Annotated in this window: 11 protein-coding genes; 7 read left to right on the forward strand and 4 right to left on the reverse strand. The window is 69.7% G+C overall.

Features of this window, described 5'->3' with window-relative positions; translation table 11 throughout:
• The 4 genes from AB0D74_RS47870 to AB0D74_RS47885 all read left to right on the forward strand — a co-directional run.
• The coding region (locus tag AB0D74_RS47870) for an ATP-binding protein (RefSeq protein WP_362602039.1) at positions 1-288 on the forward strand (288 nt) is incomplete at its 5' end.
• 232 nt (positions 289-520) lie between these two features.
• On the forward strand, positions 521-1,510 hold the full coding sequence (locus AB0D74_RS47875; protein WP_362602042.1) for a LuxR C-terminal-related transcriptional regulator: 990 nt from the start codon (positions 521-523) through the stop codon (positions 1,508-1,510).
• A gap of 195 nt (positions 1,511-1,705) precedes the next feature.
• Positions 1,706-3,874: a hypothetical protein gene (locus AB0D74_RS47880; protein WP_362602045.1), complete on the forward strand. Its 2,169-nt coding sequence runs from the start codon at positions 1,706-1,708 to the stop codon at positions 3,872-3,874.
• 26 nt (positions 3,875-3,900) lie between these two features.
• A complete protein-coding gene (locus tag AB0D74_RS47885) occupies positions 3,901-5,097 on the forward strand; it encodes a S53 family peptidase (protein WP_362602047.1) in 1,197 nt (398 codons plus the stop codon).
• Positions 5,098-5,295: 198 nt separating this feature from the next.
• Here AB0D74_RS47885 and AB0D74_RS47890 read toward each other — a convergent pair whose 3' ends face one another.
• The 4 genes from AB0D74_RS47890 to AB0D74_RS47905 form a co-directional block, all read right to left on the reverse strand.
• On the reverse strand, positions 5,296-6,162 hold the full coding sequence (locus AB0D74_RS47890) for an ATP-binding cassette domain-containing protein (RefSeq protein ID WP_362602050.1): 867 nt from the start codon (positions 6,160-6,162) through the stop codon (positions 5,296-5,298).
• The gene (locus AB0D74_RS47895; RefSeq protein WP_362602053.1) at positions 6,159-7,997 is read right to left on the reverse strand and encodes a dipeptide/oligopeptide/nickel ABC transporter permease/ATP-binding protein; all 1,839 of its coding nucleotides are present in this window, start codon (positions 7,995-7,997) and stop codon (positions 6,159-6,161) included. Before AB0D74_RS47895 ends, AB0D74_RS47890 begins: the two co-directional genes overlap by 4 nt.
• Positions 7,994-8,935: an ABC transporter permease gene (locus tag AB0D74_RS47900; protein WP_362602056.1), complete on the reverse strand. Its 942-nt coding sequence runs from the start codon at positions 8,933-8,935 to the stop codon at positions 7,994-7,996. The genes AB0D74_RS47895 and AB0D74_RS47900 overlap by 4 nt, the downstream gene beginning before the upstream one ends.
• 87 nt (positions 8,936-9,022) lie before the next feature.
• Positions 9,023-10,555, reverse strand: coding sequence for an ABC transporter substrate-binding protein (locus tag AB0D74_RS47905; RefSeq protein ID WP_362602059.1), 1,533 nt, complete (start codon positions 10,553-10,555; stop codon positions 9,023-9,025).
• A gap of 483 nt (positions 10,556-11,038) precedes the next feature.
• Here AB0D74_RS47905 and AB0D74_RS47910 point away from each other — a divergent pair, with 483 nt between their 5' ends.
• The 3 genes from AB0D74_RS47910 (at position 11,039) to AB0D74_RS47920 (ending at position 16,189) form a co-directional block, all read left to right on the forward strand.
• Entirely contained in the window at positions 11,039-12,070 is a 1,032-nt protein-coding gene (locus AB0D74_RS47910; RefSeq protein ID WP_362602062.1) for a LacI family DNA-binding transcriptional regulator, read from the forward strand.
• A gap of 41 nt (positions 12,071-12,111) precedes the next feature.
• Positions 12,112-14,427 (forward strand): glycoside hydrolase family 3 N-terminal domain-containing protein, encoded by a 2,316-nt coding sequence (locus AB0D74_RS47915; protein WP_362602065.1) that lies wholly within the window; start codon positions 12,112-12,114, stop codon positions 14,425-14,427.
• A 355-nt stretch (positions 14,428-14,782) separates the two neighbouring features.
• A complete protein-coding gene (locus AB0D74_RS47920; protein WP_362602068.1) occupies positions 14,783-16,189 on the forward strand; it encodes an MFS transporter in 1,407 nt (468 codons plus the stop codon).
• Positions 16,190-16,357 lie beyond the last annotated feature (168 nt).

Here is a 16,357-nt window from a genome sequence, read left to right on the forward strand (position 1 = left end):
GCGGCGGCTTTCCGTGTCGTCCAGGAAGCCCTGACGAACGTGCGACGGCACGCGGGCGACGCCGCCGAGGTCACCGTCGGGCTGCGGCGGACCGGGGACTGTTTTGAGGTGGCCGTGTCCGACGACGGGCACGGCCAGTCCCAGCTCCCGGACGCGGCACACGGCGGCGGGTTCGGCCTGGTCGGCCTCACGGAACGCGTCACCGCCCTCGGCGGCATACTGGACGCGGGGCCCAGAGCGGTGGGCGGCTGGACGGTACGGGCGCTGTTCCCCCTGGGGAAGGGCTGAAGGAGCAGACCTCGAGTAGAGATGTTCACTGCCCGGTGCGGACGGGGCCATCGGCCAGGACCGTCGGCTGGACAGCCCCACTCGCAGCCTGACCACCACACCAATGGTGTCCGTTGGTGTCCGTCAAACCGGAACAAGCTTAGTTGCTGCCCGAACTATGATCCTCAACGGGGGAACTCGGTCTGTTCGGCGGGGCTCTTCACGGGCGACGCCGTTCCGTTGGGGGTGCAGGATGGCGGATCGCGGGTCCAGGCGTGAGCCGTGGTCCGATGCCGATCAGTTCTGGGACCTGATCGGCCTGACCTCGCTGGAACGCGAGGTCTACGAGGCGGTGTTGTCCCTGGCGCCCAGCGAGCTGAACACGACGGACGCCGAGGTTCCGACGGCGCTGAGGCGGCTGGCCGATCTCGGATTGATCCGGCCCGCCAGCGACGGCTGGGAAGGCCTGGATCCGACCGTCGCACTGGTCAGCGCCGCCCGCCGCGGACAGACGATCCTGGACCAGGCCCACGGCATAGCCTGGCGCCTGCATCAGGACTTCGCGGCGAATCGGCTGCGCTCCGATCCGCAGCGGCTGTTCGAACTCGTCCGCGGACCCGAGGAACTCGCCGCCCGGGCAAACATGTTGATGACGAGTGCCCGCAGCGAACTGCGGACGATCTGCACACCTCCGTTCGTCGTAGGCCCGGATCCGGTGATGTCCGACACGCAGGTGTCGATAATGAAGCGCGGGGTGCGGGTCCTCACGCTGTACGACTCGTCGGTGCTGAACAGCCCTGAGGGGCTCGACCACATGCGCATGATCACCGATGCCGGGGAGATCGCCCGGGTGCTGCCCAGGGTCCGTACAAAACTGTGGATGGTCGACAGCGAGGTCGCGATGCTGCCCTTGGCGGTCTCTCCTCGGACCAGCAAGCCCGATTCGGTGGTGGTGGCCCACTCGGCGATCACCGACGCCCTGACCGTGCTCTTCGATCTGTTGTGGGCGGCCGCGACGCCGGTGGACTTCTCCACGGGCGGCGGGGGCATCGGTCGCGGGGCGGACCGTGGATCCAGGGTGTTGTCACTGATGGCCATCGGCATGAGCGACGCGACGATGGCTCGCCAGTTCAACGTCAGCGAGCGGACCGTGCGCCGCTGGATCACCGAGCTGATGGACCGTCACCAGGTGTCGACGCGGTTCCAGCTCGGCCTGGTCGCGAAGGACCAAGGGCTCGTCTGAGCCGCCGGCTGCGGGTGCGAGGCCACGTACCGCCTGTGTCCGGTCTGGTCAGGGCGTCCGACCTGGACACCACGGCTGTCGCCGGTGCTCTTTAATGGCGCCTACCCGGCCTTCCAAGGAGTTCAGATGGAGTTCCAGCCATGGCTGTTGCCCGGTTCCTCCCGCCGGCTCCGATGGTTAGCCGTTGAGGCCGCCATGGTTGCTGCTCTCGGGCTTCTCAGCGTTCCGGGCGACGCCGGCGCCGCAACGGCGGCTGCCCCGACGGACGGCGCGGCCACCCAGGCGCTGCTACCCACCGGCGACATCGTTGTCGTCCAGCCGAACGGATCCACCGGCCACTCCGATCTGACCATGATCCCGGCTGATCGATCCGGCCCCACCGCTGGCTTTCAGACCGCCCTGGTCGGCGGTGAGCAGTATGTCTTCCCTAACGAGGTTCAACCGCTGATCGGCTCACTCGTCGATCCGTCCCTGTTCGACGTCACCGAACTCGCCCGGGACACGACACCGGTCACCGTGGTCGCGGCCACGACGTCGGGGGATGCGACGGTGCCGGGCCTGACGGTCACCGAGCGGACCTCCGACACCGTGACCGGTCACATCGCGTCCTCCGCCGGGGCGTCCGCTTTCCGGACGGCGTTGCTGACCGCGGCCGGGGAGGTGCGCGACGGGCAGACCCCCACCGCCTTCTCCGGCGTGAGCAAACTGAAAGCCGCGGACACATCGGTGGTCATTTCACCGAAGTACCAACAGGTCACGCTGAAGATCAGAGTGACCGGCAGTGACGGGCAGCCGGACCCCGCGGGGTACGTCGCACTCACCAACATGGACGACTCGCGGCGCTACAGCCGCATCGTCGCCTACCAGGACGGAGAGGCACGCGTCAGCGTGCCGCTCGGGAACTACACCGCGTTCGCTGCCATCACCGAGTTCCCCACCGATACGAGCGTCGTCGATCTCGCGCTGCCGGTGGCCGACTTCGAGGTCACCGAGAACCTGCAGACGCTGGCCGTGGACGCGCGTGACGCGACGCTCGAACCGACGGCCCAGACACCGAGGCCGGCGCAGGCGGACCGGTACGGCTTCGAGTACGACCGGTTCCCGGCCGCCGGTGACAGCGATCCGCTGGTGGTCAGCAACTACGTCGATGCCACCAGGACGACCATCCTGTACGCCCCGACGGAGAACGTGGAACAGGGCGAACTCGACTGGGTCGCACGGTTCCACTCGGTCGCAACCCCGGCCAGAGGCAAGCCGTACAGCTACGACCTGTCGTTCCTTTCCACCGGAAAGGTGCCCTCGACCGGGGTGAGCAAGGCCGCCAGAGGTGATCTGGCAAGGGTCGACGCCGGCTACTACAACGACGCGGATCACACCACGGGCACCAGCCGCATCCCCCACTACTCGTTCACCGGCAACGGCCTCGGGTACTTCGCGTACTTCCAGAGCCCGACCCGGCGGACCGAGTACGTCAACGGAGGCACCGACGTCCGATGGGGCGAAGAGGTGATGGGCGACCGATACGCCCCCGGTGGTCTCGGAGACTTCGTCACCGCCGCCGGCCGGCGGACCTACCCGGTCCGATCGCGGACCAGCGTCGACTGGCTGCGCGGCCCCCTGGCGCCGGGACTTGCCCAGAACAGCAGTGACGACCCGTACCACCTGGCGTGTGCGGCCTGCCGCACAGCGACCAGCATGAACATCGACCTCGCGCAGTTCAACGACACCGTTCCCGGCCACAACGGCGATCTCACCTACCCGACCGACGGCACCCCCGCAGTCGTGACGTCGCTGACCGCGGACGGGGTCACCGTCGCCGGTGGTGACAACCAGCTCTCCCTCGACGCCGCGGTGTCCGCCGATCCGACCGACTACCGGCTGACGGTGGCCACCAATCGCAGCGGCGACGGAAGCACCACGTCCACCAGTGACGTCACCACCTATGACTTCACCTCGTCGTCCGGCACGGGCAACGCCCTGCCCGACGCGATGGCCTGCAGTGAGTCGACCGGCCAGACGGCCTGCCGGACACTGGGTCTCCTGCAGATCACCGCGCCGCTGCCGACCGACCTGTACAACCGGCTCCCGATCGGCACATCCCACTTCACCCTGGCAGTGGCGCCCTACCTGGGCGGCAGCGACACCACTGCCAGAACGACCGCGGCGGTCAGCACCAGTGTCGACGGGACGACCTTCGTCCCGGCCCGAGTGGTCCGTACCGGGCCGAAGACCTTCAAGGTCACGCTGAAAACCCCCCGAGCGGCAGCCGGCCGGCCCGTCACCCTGCGCGTCACGGCGACGGACGCCAAGGGGAACAGCATCACCCAGACGACGACCGCGGCGTACATCGTCGCCGCTCACTGACCACTCGGCCGACAGGAACAACTGCCATGAGACTGCACCGATCCGTGATGTCGCTGGCGACGGTGGCCGTCGCCCTCGCCGTCAGCCTGATGACGCCCACCGCGTCGAACGCCCTGCCCGGCGCCGCGCAGGTGACGCGTGCCTGCGCGGCGGCCGGTCCGGGAACCGCCACCTGCTACGCCGAGTACCTGACCAAGGCCTTCAGGCCCGTCACCCGGTCCGCGAGCGCGGACACGGCGGCCACGGCCGTCGGTCCGCTGACCCCGGACCAGATCCGCGCCGCCTACGGGGTGGACGGCACCGCCGGCTCAGGACGCACGGTCGCCATAGTCGACGCATACGACGACCCCAACGCCGAGAGCGACCTCGCCACCTACCGCTCGGCCTACGGCATACCGGCCTGCACCACCGCCAACGGCTGCTTCCGCAAGGTCAACCAGCGCGGCGCGGCATCCCCCGTACCCGCCGCGAGTTCCGGATGGGCCACCGAGATATCCCTCGATCTGGACGCCGTTTCGGCTGTCTGCCCTGCCTGCGACATCCTGCTCGTGGAGGCCGACTCGTCGGCCTTGACAGACCTCGGCGCGGCGGAGAACACCGCCGCCGCTCTCGGCGCCACCGTCATCTCCGACAGCTGGGGTTCCGACGAGTTCGCGGGAATGCCGGCGCAGGGCACGAAGTACTTCGAGCACCCGGGCGTGCCGGTCCTGGCCGCGACGGGCGATTCCGGTTTCCAGCCCGCGTCCTTCCCCGCGGTGCTGGCCAATGTGATCGGCGTGGGCGGCACCACCATCACGAGCAGCTCGAACGCTCGTGGCTGGACCGAGACCGCGTGGAGCGGCGCGGGCAGCGCCTGCTCGGCCTACATCGACAAACCCAGCTTCCAGAAGGACACACACTGCCTCTACCGGACCGTCGCCGACATCTCGGCCATGGCCGATCCCGACAGCGGGCTGACCATATACGACACCTACCGGCAGACAGGGTGGTTCACCGTAGGTGGTACCAGCCTGGCGACTCCGCTGGTCGCCGCGATGATAGCCATGAGTTCCGAGCCGGAGCAGTACAGCGAGAACGCTGCACAGTTGTACGACAACGCCTCCCGCATGTACGACGTCATTGGCGGCTCCAACGGCTACTGCGGCGAGGACTACCTCTGTACGGCCGTCGAGGGCTACGACGGACCGACCGGAATCGGCACCCCCGACGCCGCTGAGCTCTGACGGACGGGTGCTGCCCCGGCCGCCCGGAGACCCGGCCGGCCGGGGCAGCACCGCTCTGCGCAGAAATCGCCTTCTGAACGCCGTCTGGCGGCCGGGGCTGACCGGTGCGGCGGGACCGACCCGGGACGACGTTCACCTGCATCACCGACGAGGGCGGTGAGGAGGAGGACGGCGACCGGCAGGCAACGGGCGGCGCTGTCACGTCGGCGCCTCGACGTGTTCGGCCCGGGCCAGGTTCCGTCGCTCGTGTCGCCGGCGGCGCTGCTCGACGGGGTCCGCGACCGGGGCCGCGAGGAGGAGACGCTGCGTGTAGGGGTGCCGCGGGGTGCTGGTGACGGTGGCGGCGGGGCCCGTCTCGACGATGCCGCCCCGGTGGACGACTCCGACCCGGTGGCTGATGTGCCGGATGACTGCGAGATCGTGGGAGACGAAGAGATAGGCGACGCCGGACCGCTGCTGGATGCCGATCAGCAACTCCAGGACCCGGGTCTGGTTGGACAGGTCGAGGGCGGAGACGGGTTCGTCGCAGACGATGAGGCGGGGGCGCGGTGCGAGAGCACGGGCGATGGCCACGCGCTGGCGCTGGCCGCCGCTGAACTCGCGCGGGAGGCGTTCGGAGGCGTCGGCGGGCAACCCCACCTGGTCCAGCAGGTCGCTGACACGCGATCGGGCGTCAGCGGACGACACACCCTGTACGACCAGTGGTTCGGTGAGGATGTCACCGATGGTCAGGGAGGGGTTCAGGGAGCTGTAGGGATCCTGGAAGACGACCTGGATCTCCCGCGCCAGCGCGCGGCGTTCCCCGGCGGACGCGTGGGTGATGTCCTGTCCGCGGTAGCGGACGGTGCCGCCGCTGGGCTTGACCAGGCCGAGCACCGCGCGGCCGATGGTGGTCTTGCCGGAGCCCGACTCGCCGACGATACCGAGGGTCTCGCCCTCACGCACCGTCAGCGACACCCCGTGCAGGATCTCTTGGGGCCGGGCGCGCAGTCCGCGTCCGGGGTAGGCCACGCGCAGGTCCGAGATCTCCAGGAGAGCCGCGTCCGAGGGCTGGGGCGTTGTCACGGTGTCTCCTCCTTCGGAGCGGCACCGACCACGACCGGGTGGTCGGTGCGCACGGTGTCCTCGTCGAGGATGGAGTCCATCAGCATCCCCGTGTACGGGTGCTCGGGCGAGCGGAACAGATCGTGCACGTCCCCCGTCTCCACGACCGCGCCCTGTTTCATCACGGCGACGCGATCGCAGAGGTCGGCGACGACGCCGAAGTTGTGCGTGACCATCAGTACCGCCATGTCCAGGTCGTCCCGCAGGTCGCGCAGCAGATCCAGGATCTCCGCCTGGACGGTCACGTCCAGGGCCGTGGTCGGCTCGTCGGCGATGAGCACTTTCGGCTGGCCGGCGACGGCGCAGGCGATGAGGACACGCTGGGCCATGCCGCCGGAGATCTGGTGGGGGTAGAGCCCGAAGGTGCCCTTCGGGTCCGGGATGCCGACGCGGCCCAGCAGGGCCAGCGCGTGTCCGCGGGCTTCGGAGCGGGTGGCCGGGGTGGTCGCGCGGATGCATTCGACCAGTTGGGAGCCGACCGTCGCGGAGGGGTCGAGGTTGGACATGGGTTCCTGGGGGACGTAGGCGATGGCACTGCCGCGCAGTGCGCGGAGTTCGTCCTCACCGAGGCCGAGCAGTTCGCGGCCGTCGAGCTTGATGGATCCGCGGGTGACGACCGCCTGGGCGGGCAGGACGCCCAGGACGGCGAACGCCGTCTGGGTCTTGCCGGAGCCGGATTCACCGACCAGCCCCAGGGTCTCACCGGCCGTCAGGGTCAACGAGACACCGCTGACCACCTCGGCCAACTCGCCCGTGGGCGTGGGATAGGCGATGGCCAGGTCCTCGACGGCGAGCAGCGCCGCAGGAGCCGCCTCCGCGCCGGTCCCGTCCGCGGCGGCCGGCTCGGCGGCAGTCCGCTCGGTGGCCGCAGCCAGCCTGGTGGCCGGGGCCGGCTCGGCGGTGTGGCGTACGTTGCTGGTGATGCGGACCGGTTTGGGGCTGCCGCCCTCCAGGGCGTCGCGCAGCGAGTTGCCCAGCAGGACCAGAGAGGCGGTGATGACGCCGAGCAGAAGACTGGGCCAGACGAACTGCGCGGGCTCGGTGTACAGGTTGCTGAAGCCGGCGGCGATCATGGCGCCGAAACTGGGGACGGTGGCGGATCCGACGCCGAGGAAGGCCAGGCCGGCCTGCAGGCCGATGGCGGTTCCGGCCATGAAGGCGGAGGTGATGATGACCGGCCCGCGGATGGCGGCCAGGATGTGACGGCGCAGGATGCGGCCGGTGGGCAGACCGGCGACGCGCGCGGCGTCCACATAGAGTTCGGCACGTACGCCGACGGTGAGGTTGCGTACCAGGCGGTAGGTGCCGGGGGAGAGCAGGACACCGAAGATGATCATGCTCATGCGGTAGTCGCCGTTGGTCACGGGGAGCAGCACGATGAGCAGGACCAGCCCGGGGAAGGTCATCAGGAGGCCGAAGACCCATTCCGTCATGCCGCGTACCCGTCCCTCGAAGTAGCCGCCGACCAGGCCGGCGGTGACTCCCACGAGCAGGGCGATGGCGGTGCCGATGACGGCGGAGACGGTGCTGGTGTTGATGGAGTACATCAGGCGGGCGAAAATGTCGCGGCCGTTCTGGTCCCCGCCCAGCAGCAGTCCGTGGTCCCCGGCGGAGGCGTTGACGAAGGAGAGAGAGGAGTGGTTCGGGCCGTGGGAGGTGATCAGCGGCGCCGCCAGGCCCAGCAGGACGATGACGGTCAGCAGGCCGGCGCAGACGACCGCCTGTGGGTCGCCGAGCAGGACACGCAGCGTGGAGGTGCGGCGGGCGGGGGAGACGGTGGCCGAGGTGGTGGTCATCGGATTCTCGCCTTCGAGTTGAGCCAGCCGTTGGCGAGGTCCACGACCAGGTTGACGACGATGACGAGCAGCACGCTGAAGAGCGTGATGGCCATGATGACGGGGATGTCCCCCTGCACGGACGCGTTGAAGGCGTAGGTGCCGAAGCCGGGCAGTGCGAACACGGTCTCGATGATCAGTGCGCCGCCGAGCATGGCGACGAACTGCAGGGACAGCACGGTCAGGGTGGGGCCCGCCGCGTTGCGCAGGGCGTGGCGCAGGACGACGGAACGGGTGGAGATGCCCCGGGTGCGCAGGGTGCGGATGTAGTCCTTGCGCAGTTCGTCGATCATGCTCCCGCGGACCTGGGCGGACAGCGCCGCGGTGCCGCCGATGGTGAGGGCGATGACGGGGATGGTGATGGACCGCGCCCAGGCACCGGGGTCGGTGGTCAGCGGGGTGTATCCGGTGGCGGGCAGCCAGCTCAGGCGGATGGCCAGTACGTAGACCAGCACGATCGCGATGAGCAGGTTCGGTACCAGGTACCCGACGAGGGAGATGCCCTGTGCGACGCGGTCGACGGCGCCCGCGCGGGTGGCGCTGAGCACGCCCAGGGCGACGCTCGCGATGACGGTGAACACCAGCGCGGTGATCACGACGGAGAGGGTGACGCCGAGGTGCTGCTGGACGGCCGGCCCCACGGGCTGGCCGCCGAAGTAGGAGGTGCCGAAGTCACCGCGGACGATGTGCGAGAGCCAGTCGGTGTACTGGACCAGGACGGGGCGGTCGAGGCCCATCTGGGCCTTGAGGGCGTGGGCGGCCTGAGGCGTGCGTCCGCTGCCCAGGATGGTGTCCACGACACTGTCGAAGGACGTACTGAGGAGAAGGAAGGTGATCAGGGTCACCACCACCGCGAGCACCAGACCGGAGGTCAGGCGCCGCAGCGTGTAGAGCAACATGGGGGAGGTCCTCCTGGGCAGGGGCCGGCTCGGAGCGGGTTCCGGGCGCCGGTGCGGCCGGAACCCGCGGGCGGGCGCGGTCGGGAACTAGCCGGCGACGCCGAACTGGCGGACGCTGTTGAACTGGGTGGCGCCGGTGCCGAGGAACGTGACCCCCTTGGCGAGAACCCAGTTGACGTTGACCTGGAACAGCGGCGCGTCCCAGGCGTTGTCGGCCATGAAGGTGCCGATCTGCTGGTAGACGGCGTCCAGCTTGCTCTGGTCGGTCTCGCTGTAGACCTTGTCGAGGAGAGGCGTGAGCGCCGGGTCGGTGCTGTCGAACGGGTTGAGCAGTCCGCCCTTGGAGAGGTTGATGTTGATCTCGGCCGGTGCCGTGTCCACCGAGTTGAAGTAGAAGAACATCCCGTACTTCTTCGACAGGATCGCGCTCGGCGTACCGGACATGGGGACGGTCACCCAGTCCACCTTGATGCCGATGTCGCTGAGTGCCTGGCCGATCGTCGGCTGCACGTTCGCCATGTAGTAGAAGGACGGCATCTTCAGCGTGAAGCCGTGGGGGTAGCCGGCCTCGGCCATGAGCGACTTGGCCTTCGCGATGTCGTGGGTGTACTTCTGCGCCAGCGACGGCACGTAGAGCGGGCCCTGGGGGTTGAACACCTCGTCGGTGGCCGCGCCTGCGCCCTGGAGCAGCGCCTTCACCATTCCGGGGCGGTCGAAGGCCATGTTGATCGCCTGACGGACCTTCAGGTTGCCGAGGGCCGGGACGACGCCGCCCTTGCGGTCCCCGATCACCAGCGTGCCGACCGAGGAGGCCGGGATGAGCTTGGTGGTGTAGGTGGGGGCCTTGAACGCACTCGCGCCCATCCCCTGGATGGACGCCTGCACCTCACCGCTGCGCAGGGCGTTGATGGATGCCGTGGGCGTCAGCACCCGCGCCGTGAACGTCTGGTAGGGGTAGGCCTTGGCGTTCCAGTAGTCCGCGCGGCGCTTGAGGACATACGTCGTGCCGGCCACCGTCGTGGCCTTGTCCAGGGTGTACGGACCGGAGCCGACCGGGTCGGTCGCGGTGGAGCCCTTGGTGAGCGTGGCCGGGTCGCCGATCACCCCCGCCATGGTGGACAGGGAGTTCAGCAGGTTGGGGTCCGGGTGGCTCAGGTGCAGCACGATCGTCAGGGCGTCGGGGGCGGCGGCCTTGCTGACCGCGGCCAGAGCCTGCTGGTTGTTGCCGGGGGTGGTTCTTATCAGGTTCAGGGTGTCCACGACGGCGGTGGCGTTCACCGCGTGACCGTTGGAGAACGTCATTCCCTTGCGCAACTTCAGGGTCAGGGTCCGTGCGTCGTCCGTGTAGGTCCAGCTCGACGCGGCGTTGGGCTGCACTTTGCCCTGGTTGTCGAGGTAGAGCAGCGTGTCGTAGAGGGAGCTCCAGATGTACGACGTCTGGTCGGACGTCAGGTGCACGGGGTCGAGCCCGGCGGGTCCGGCCGCGATCGAGACGGCGAGCGACTTGCCCGAGGAGGCGGAGCCGCCTGACGAACCGGCGCATGACGTCGTCGCGGCCAGCACCGCGATCGCGGTGAGGGACGTGGCGAAGAGGCGGGAGTGCGGGGAACGGATGCGCATCGGTGCGGACTCCTTCGTCCTGCGTCGCCCGCCGTCTCGGCGGGCGACGCAAACGCGTGGCGGGGTTGGTGTCGTCGAGCGGGCGCAGCCGGCGTCGAGTCCGCCGGTGCTGCTCACCGTGGGCGGCTCGCTCACGGCCCGCGCGTAGTGGCCGTCGGTGCCGGCCCGGCCGTCCAAGCCGGGGGAGGGGACCGTCGAAATGCCACGTAGACCTTGGGTGGACCGTGACTTTAGCGGCCGAAAACCGGCCACAGAAAGCCCTATGGGTCGATTTTTTTCCGCCACGGCACGATTGAGGCTATGGTTCACTCAAGTTTCGGGTCCAGCGAAATATTTCGACAACGTGGTGTTACGCGATCGGTGCGATGGGGGTTACCATCGCCCGGAACTGTCGCACGACAGTGGTTATTCAGGCTGTCCTGCGTCATCTTGTGGCGTCTTGTGCTGCGCTCTGGCGCACCGAAAGTTTTCGAGGGAGCCGAAATGCCGGAGAGAGCCGCCAGGCGGGGCCGGACGACCCTGACCGGTATCGCCGAGGCGGCCGGGGTGTCGGTGGCCACCGTGTCGAAGGTGGTCAACGGCCGCAGCGATGTGTCCTCGGGAACCCGCGAGCGCATCGAGCGGCTGCTGGTCGAGCACGACTATGTGGCCCGCGGGCCCGGTGGCGCGCGGCCGTCCGGGCGCGCCGTCGACCTCACCTTCGACCAGTTGGTGAACCCGAACAACCTGCTGATCATCCAGGGTGTGACCGAGGCCGCCGCGGAGGCGGGGGCCGAGGTGGTCGTCGGGGTGGCGCCCGACGATCCGCTGGGCGCCACCTGGGCCCGGCGGGTCAGCAACGCGGGGCGCGAGGGCGTCATCCTGGTGACCTCCGAGCTCACGCCGTCGCAGCGGTCCCAGTTCGCGCGGCACGGCGTCCCCCTGGTGCTGATCGATCCGATGAACGTGCCCGACGACAGCGTGCCGAGTGTCGGCGCCGGCAACTTCAGCGGCGGTATGGCGGCCGCCGACCATCTGCTCAGGCTCGGGCATCGCCGGATCGCGATGATCGAGGGACAGCCCGGCGCCGTGTGCAACGCCGCCCGGCTGCACGGCTATCAGGCTGCCCTCGCCGGCGCCGGCATCACCTCCGACCCCCGGCTCGTCAAGCGAGGGGCCTTCCGTTTCGAGCCGGCCTACGAAGTCGCGCTGGAGCTCTTCGCGCTGGACGACCCGCCGACCGCCGTGTTCACCGGGAACGACCTGGAGGCGTTCGGCGTCATCGAGGCCGCCCGCGTCTACGGCCTGCGTGTTCCTGAGGACGTCAGCGTCGTCGGCTTCGACGACACCGCCGCGGCCGCCACGTCCGCCCCTCCCCTCACCACCGTCCGCCAGCCCTTCGCCGAGATCGGCCGCACCGCGCTGCGCACCCTGCTCCGGCTGGGCGCGGGCAAGCCCCTGGACAGCCACCGGATCGAACTGGCCACCCAGCTGGTGGTCCGGTCCTCCACGGCCCCGCCTGCCACCCATTCCTGAATCCTCCCGGCGCTGCGCGCCCCCGTCGCAAGGAACCCACCATGACCGCACCCTGGGCCGATCCGGCCTGCCCGCGTGACGACAGGATCGAGGCCCTGCTGGCCGAGATGACCCTGGAGGAGAAGCTGGCCCAGCTGGGCAGCGTCTGGCCCGGCCTTGAGAACATCAGTGGCGATGTCGCACCGATGCAGGACGTCTTCGCCCGCCAGAAGGACTTCCCGCAAGCCAGCAAGGACGGCCTGGGCCATCTCACCCGCCCGTTCGGCACCAGGCCGGTCGAGCCGGCCGAGGGCGCCCGCCGACTCGCCGCCGTGCAGCGCGAGCTGATGGACACCACCCGGCTCGGCATCCCCGCGATCGCCCACGAGGAGTGCCTCACCGGATTCACCGCCTACCGCGCCACCGTCTTTCCCACCGCGCTGGCCTGGGCCGCCGCCTTCGATCCCGGCCTGGTCGAACGGATGGCCCACGCCATCGGCACCGGCATGCGCCAGGTCGGCGTGCATCAGGGGCTCTCGCCCGTACTCGACGTGGTACGCGACTACCGCTGGGGCCGGGTGGAGGAAACCCTCGGCGAGGATCCCTACCTGGTCGCCATGACGGGCACCGCCTACGTGCGGGGCCTGGAGAGCGCCGGGATCATCGCCACCCTCAAGCACTTCGCCGGCTACTCCGCCTCGCGCGGCGCCCGCAACCACGCCCCGGTCTCCATGGGCCCCCGGGAGTTCGCCGACGTGATCCTCCCGCCGTTCGAGATGGCGGTGCGGGACGGCGGCGCACGCTCGGTGATGAACTCCTACGCGGACGTCGACGGCGTCCCGGCCGGCGCCGACGCTTCGTTGCTCACCGGAGTCCTGCGGGAGGACTGGGGATTCGAGGGCACGGTCGTCTCCGACTACTGGTCCATCGCCTTCCTCCGCACGATGCACCGGATCGCCGCCACGGACGGTGAGGCGGGCGCCCGGGCCCTGGCCGCAGGCATCGACGTGGAACTCCCCGACACCCTCTGCTACAGCGAACCCCTGGCCGAACTCGTCCGTGACAGCACCGTGCCCGAGGACCTCGTCGACCGCGCCGTACGCCGTGTGCTGCGCCAGAAGGCCGACCTCGGCCTCCTCGACGCCGACTACAGCCCGGACAGCGCGGGCAGCACCCACGGAGCGACCGTCGACCTCGATCCGCCCGCCCACCGAGCCGTCGCCCGCGAACTGGCCGAGCAGAGCATCGTCCTGCTCGACAACCCCGACCGCGTCCTGCCGCTGGCCGCGGACACCGTCTCCCTCGCGCTGGTGGGTCCCTGTGCCGACGACGCCAACGCCTTCTTCGGCTGCTACTCCTTCCCCAACCACGTCCTGCCCCACCACCCCGGCCACGACAACGGCATAGCGGTGTGCTCCCTGCGCGAGGCCCTTGTCTCCGAACTGCCCGGTACCCGTATCGGATACGAGCAGGGCTGCCCGGTGAAGGACGTCGACCGCGGCGGCTTCGACGCGGCGGTGGCGGCGGCACGCCGGGCGGAGGTCTGTGTGGCGGTGGTCGGTGATCGCGCCGGGCTCTTCGGCATGGGTACCTCGGGCGAGGGCTGTGACGTGGAGGACCTGGCCCTGCCCGGTGTCCAGGACGAACTGGTCGAGGCGCTGCTGGCCACCGGAACGCCGGTCGTCCTAGTCGTCGTCTCCGGACGCCCGTACGCGCTGGGCCGCTACGCCGGCCGGGCGGCGGCCGTCGTCCAGTCGTTCTTCCCGGGAGAGGAAGGCGGGTCGGCCCTCGCCGGTGTCCTCTCCGGCCGCGTCACCCCCTCGGGCAAACTACCCGTACAGATCCCCCGGACACCCGGCGGCCAGCCCGCCACCTACCTGCACGCCCCCCTGGGCGGCAACAGCGAGGGGGTGAGCAACCTCGACCCCACCCCCGCCTACCCCTTCGGCCACGGACTGTCGTACACCGGCTTCGCCTACGAGGACCTGTCCCTGAGCAGCACGCAGGCGCCCACCGACGGATCGGTGGAGATCAGCTGCCTGGTACGCAACACCGGGGAGCGCCCCGGTACGGAGGTGGTCCAGCTGTACACCGCCGACCCCGTGGCACAACTGCCGCGTCCCGTGACCCAGTTGACCGGCTTCGTGCGGGTCCCGCTCGCGGCCGGTGAGCAGCGGCGGGTCACCTTCCGGCTGCACGCGGACCGGCTCGCCTACAGCGGCCCTGATCTGCGTCGGATCGTCGAGCCCGGTGAGATCACCCTGATGGTCGGGGCGTCGAGCGACGACATCCGCCTGCGCGGCACCCTCCAGCTCACCGGCCCGGTCCGCACGGTCGGCCACCAGCGCGTGCTGCACACGGAGGCCACCATCGGCTGAGCCTGCCCCGGTTCCCCGCTCCGCGGCGCCGGCGGGTGCCCGGGACAGGCCGACGACGTCTGTCCCGGGCACCTTCCCGGCCCCTTGGCGTGCGCGGACTCCGCGAGCGGCAAGCCCGGGACCGAGGGTGAATATCGAGTGTCGGATCAGTTTCACGCCGAAAAAGCGCGATCTTTACGCCACATCCCCCTTGTTCCCGGATGAATCTTGGTGTTAATTCTGATTTAACGTGAGCGCATCGTCCGCACGGCCGGCTGCGAGCGCACATTCGCCCTGCGTTGACGGGAGTACTGCGATGAAGCAGTTGCCAACTGGCAGTCCACCAACCGAAGTCGCGATCGGTGTTCCCCTGCCCGTGGAGGACGCCGAGCCGGTGCGGCCCGGCGCCTCCGTGACCTACGCGGGAGGACGGCCGTTCCGCACCTACCTGATCTGGTACGCACTGGCGTCACTCGGCATCACGGCGGTCTGGGGCGGTGTTCTGGGCGTACTGCTGCCCAACCAGGTCCAGCAGATGGAGTTCGCGCGCTGGTTCACCGGCCACGACTCCGGCGTGGATCTCACCGCGCTGACGAACCTGAACAACGCCGTGCACGACGGAAACGTCGTACCGACCGCCGCGCAACGGCACCTGCTGAGCGTGTACGACGACTTCGACGCGGCCAGGGCCCGGTCGCTGTCCCTCGTGACCGCGTTCGGCATAGGCCTCACGATGATCGCCCAGCCCGTGGTCGGCGTGCTGTCCGACCGGACCCGGTCGCGGTGGGGCCGCAGGGCACCGTGGATGCTGGTCGGTGCCATCGCCGGCTCGGGTTTCCTGGCCATCGTGCGGTTCGCGCCGAGCGCCCTGCTCCTCACGGTGGTGTGGTCGTTCACCCAGTTCACCATCAACTCCATCCAGGGGCCGCTGAAGGCCACCACCGCCGACCGGGTCCCCGCACACAAGATCGGCACCGCTTCCGCGCTGGGCGGCCTGGGCATGATGCTGGGGGGCGTCGGCGGCGGAATCCTCGCCGGTGTGCTGTTCGGCAGCCTGGGCTTCAACATCTACTACATCTTCGTCGTCATCCTTCTTGCCGCGGTGATCGGATTCGTCGTCCGCCTCCCGGACCGGCCGTCGCTGGAGCTGCCCGTCGCCCCCGAGCAGCACTGGGGAGAGTTCCTGCGTGGCTTCCTGGTCCCGATGCGCGACACCGACTTCCGCTGGGTGTGGACAGCCCGCGTCAGCCTGACGTTCGGCTACACGATCTCGACCGCCTTCTCCTTCTACATGCTGCAGAGCTACGTCCACCCGGCGATGAGCGCCACCGACGCGACCAAGTTCGTGCCGCTCCTGGCGGTCGCCGGGCTGCCGGGCACGGTGCTCGCGCTGGCCTTCGTCGGCCGGCTCTCGGACCGGATCGGGCGGCGCAAGCCGTTCGTCGTCGCGGCCTCGCTGCTGATGGCCCTGTCCATGACCGTGCCGCTGCTGTGGCCGACGGTGCCCGCGCTGTTCGTCCAGGTCGTCCTCGCCGGCGTGGCCTTCGGTGTCTACCTTCCCGTCGACCAGGCCTTGTTCATTGACGTACTGCCCGACCGTGACAAGGCCGGCCGCGACCTGGGTGTGGCCGACACCGGGTCCAATCTCGGTCAGGCCCTGGGGCCGGTGCTCGCCGGGCAGGCCGTCGCTCTCACCGGCGGCTACCGGATGATCTGGGTGCTGGCCTTCGTCCTCGTCTTCGCCGCCGCCCTGGCGATCCTCCCCGTCAAACGCTCACGTTGAACGCGGGAATCCTGATGCCCTGCCTCCGTGCGGGACGGCCGTGCCAGCCCTGCCTGCACCCGCGCAGGCCGACGATCCGGCGTCGAGGCGTCCCTGCCTTCGCGCCCCGGCCACCTCGCCCTCACCCGGCACCACCAACACCAAGGACGACGGCCTCCCCGGCTTCGC

Origin of the sequence: Streptomyces sp. NPDC048278, assembly GCF_040652195.1 — a bacterium.
Lineage (GTDB): Bacteria > Actinomycetota > Actinomycetes > Streptomycetales > Streptomycetaceae > Streptomyces.